This window comes from Roseomonas rosulenta, from assembly GCF_016106005.1.
GTDB lineage: Bacteria > Pseudomonadota > Alphaproteobacteria > Acetobacterales > Acetobacteraceae > Neoroseomonas > Neoroseomonas rosulenta.
On record NZ_JACADR010000410.1, the window covers coordinates 1 to 2791 of the forward strand.

General features: G+C 74.8%; 3 protein-coding genes. All 3 read right to left on the reverse strand.

Annotated features, from left to right (window positions below; all coding sequences use genetic code 11):
* On the reverse strand, positions 1-1460 hold a 1460-nt coding region (gene fliF / locus HW578_RS25085), incomplete at its 3' end, for a flagellar basal-body MS-ring/collar protein FliF (protein ID WP_198373422.1).
* A 138-nt stretch (positions 1461-1598) separates the two neighbouring features.
* The gene (locus HW578_RS25090; RefSeq protein WP_198373423.1) at positions 1599-2258 is read right to left on the reverse strand and encodes a flagellar hook assembly protein FlgD; all 660 of its coding nucleotides are present in this window, start codon (positions 2256-2258) and stop codon (positions 1599-1601) included.
* A gap of 14 nt (positions 2259-2272) precedes the next feature.
* Positions 2273-2791, reverse strand: a 519-nt coding sequence (locus HW578_RS25095; RefSeq protein WP_198373424.1) for a flagellar hook-length control protein FliK, incomplete at its 5' end; no start/stop codon positions are given.

Sequence of the window (2791 nt, forward strand, 5' to 3'; positions counted from 1 at the left end):
AGCGCGGCCGCACCCGCAGCGCCGGCCAGCGCCGCCGCCGCGCCACCGGCGATCGCGGGCGCGGTGGCTGTCGGCCGGTTCGCCAGGGTCACCAGGCGGCCCACCGCCGGGCGGCCGACCAGCAGGATGGCGACCAGCGCGATCAGCGCGAACAGGGCGCTTTCCAGCAGCCGCGCAATGGTCGTGCTGCTGAAGGCGAGGTCGAACATCCCGGGGTCCCCGGGCGCGCCCTGCGGCGGTTCGGCGAAGCGCAGCGAGACGACCTCGACCGCGTCACCGCGCCGCTCGTCGAAGCCGATCGCGCCGCGCACCAGGGTTGCGATGCGCGCCACCTCCTCGGCGGTGCGCTCGCGGAAGGTGGCGGCCGCGCCGTTCGCACCCGGCTCCCACACGCCATCGACGAGGACGGCCACCGACTGGCGGCGCACCACCGGGTGTTCGCGCAGCGTGTTGCGGGTGGTGCGGCCGATCTCGAAGTTGGTCGTCTCCTCCTGCCGGCTTTCCTGGGAGCCGCCGCCGCCGGCGGGATCGCCGCCGGGGACGTTGTTCTGCACCGTGGTCGGCCCGCCCTCCGCGTTGCGGCTGCTCTCCTGGACGGATTGCTGGCTGCGCGGGACCTGGTTGTCGGGGTCGAAGCGTTCCTCGGTGGTCTGCACGCGGTCGAAATCCATCTCGACCGTCGCCTCCGCGCGCACGCGGCCCGGGCCGAGCGTGCGCTCGAGCATCTCCTCGACCGCGCGGGCGATCCGCAGTTCCTGGCCGCGGCGGATCTCCTCCTGCGACTGCGCGGCACCCGGCCCGGCCAGCGCCTGGCCGCCGCGCGCCAGCAGCGCGCCGCGGGAATCGACGATCGACACGTTCTGCGGCCGCAGCCCCGGCACCGCGGTCGCGACCAGGTGCAGCACCGCCTGCACCCCCTCGCGGTCGAGCCGCTGCGCGCCCTGCATGGTCAGCACGACCGAGGCCTGCGCGTCGCCGCGCTCGCGCGAGAAGGCCTCGCGCCGCGGCAACACCAGGTGCACGCGCGCCGCCCGCACGCCGGCGAGCTGGCGGATCGAGCGCGCGATCTCGCCCTCGAGCGCGCGCAGCCGGTTCACATCCTGCTGGAACGGCGTGGTGTTGAGCGATTCACCGCGGTCGAAGATCTCGTAGCCGACCGACCCGCCCTGCGGCAGGCCCTCGCGCGCCAGCGTCAGGCGGAGGCGGGGTATCTGCTCCTCGGGGGCAAGGATGCGGCTGCCGCCGGCCTCGATGCGATGCGGCACCCGCGCGCGTTCGAGCGCCGCCACGACCTGCCCGGCATCACGCGGGTCGAGATCCGCATAGAGCAGCGCCATCGGCGGCAGGCTCGCGCGCAAGACCAGCCAGGCGAGCAGCCCCAGCACGCCAAGCCCCGCGCCGCCCAGCAGCGCCAGGCGGACCGCGCCCAGCGCCCGCAGCTGCGCGATCAGCGCGCCCATCGGCACCCCGCCGGATGCCGCGACTCATCCCACGCCCGCCGAATCTCCCGCATCCGCCGCATCCGAAGGCCGCCTCCTGCCGCCGCGGCAGACTTTGCCGGGCCGCGGTTTCGGGGCGGTTAACGGGGCGGCGGATCGTCAGGTGTCGGGCAGCAGGCGGCGCACCTTGTCGAAGCCGACCGCAAGCCCGCCGACCGACAGGCTGAGCCCGTTGCTGCGCTGCTCGGCCCCCGTCACGGTGCCGGCGACGGTGAAAGGCAGGCTCACCGCCTCGCCATTCGCGCCGCGCCCGGTGACGCCGACGCGATAGGCGCCATCGGACAGCGCCCGCCCGCCCACGTCGCGCCCGTCCCAGTTCCAGCCCGAGGGCGCGCTGCCCAACGCCACCACCTGTTGGCGCAGCGTGCGCCCGCTGCCGTCCGCGATGCTGATCTCGGCGAAGCGCGAGGCACCTGCCGCCGGCAGGCGGATCTCGCCGCGGCCGTTCTGCAGCGGCACCTGGTCGGCCTCGACCTCGACCCGCCGGCCGACCAGCGGGGCGGAGGCAGTGAGCTGCGCCGCCTGCTGCAGCGCGATCAGACGTTCGAGGTTCTGGTTCATCGAGATCTGCTGCTCGACCGAGGCGAACTGCACGAGCTGGTTCGTCATCTGGTTGGCGTCGAGCGGGTCGGTCGGGCTCTGGTTCTGCAGCTGCGTCGTGAGCAACGTGAGGAAGGTGTTGAAGTCGCCGGCGAGGCGCGTGTTGCTGGCGGCGGCACCGCTCGCGGCGGCGGTGGTGCTGGCTATCGATCCGGACATGCGGGGGCCTCCTGTCAGATGGCGAGGTCGAGCAGCGAGAGGGAGATGCGCCGTTCCGGCGCCACCTTGGCCACAGCCGTGGCGTCCAGGCTTTGCACGTCGCGTGCCGTGCGCGCGCCGCCGGCGCCGTCGCGCTGACGCTGCGGCTGGCCCGAGCCGGCGTCGCCGCCGCTCAGCCCGAAGGACAGCGCGCGTCCTTCCGCCTGCAGCCCCGCCTGCGTGAGGGCGCGGTCGAGCTCGCGCTGGTCGCGCTGCAGCAGCGCGAGGGTCTCCGGCCGTTCGGCCAGGATGACCACCTGCGGCGCGTCCGCGCTGCGTTCGATGCTGATCTCGACGCGACCGAGCTCGCCCGGTTCGAGCATGACCGTGATGCGTCCGTTGCCGCCGATCGCCACGGCGACCACCGCCGGCAGCACCTGGCGCGCCGGCGCGGCGGACGGCGGCGCGCGAGGCGGTTCGATCGCGGCAGGCTGGGCGGCTCCGGCGGCGGCGGCGTCGATGGCCGTCGCGATGCGCGGGTCCGGCGGCGTCTC

Excerpts from the sequence above, each read along its gene's own strand:
- HW578_RS25090 (WP_198373423.1), bottom strand. The coding sequence starts at position 2,258 with ATGTCCGGATCGATAGCCAGCACCACCGCCGCCGCGAGCGGTGCCGCC.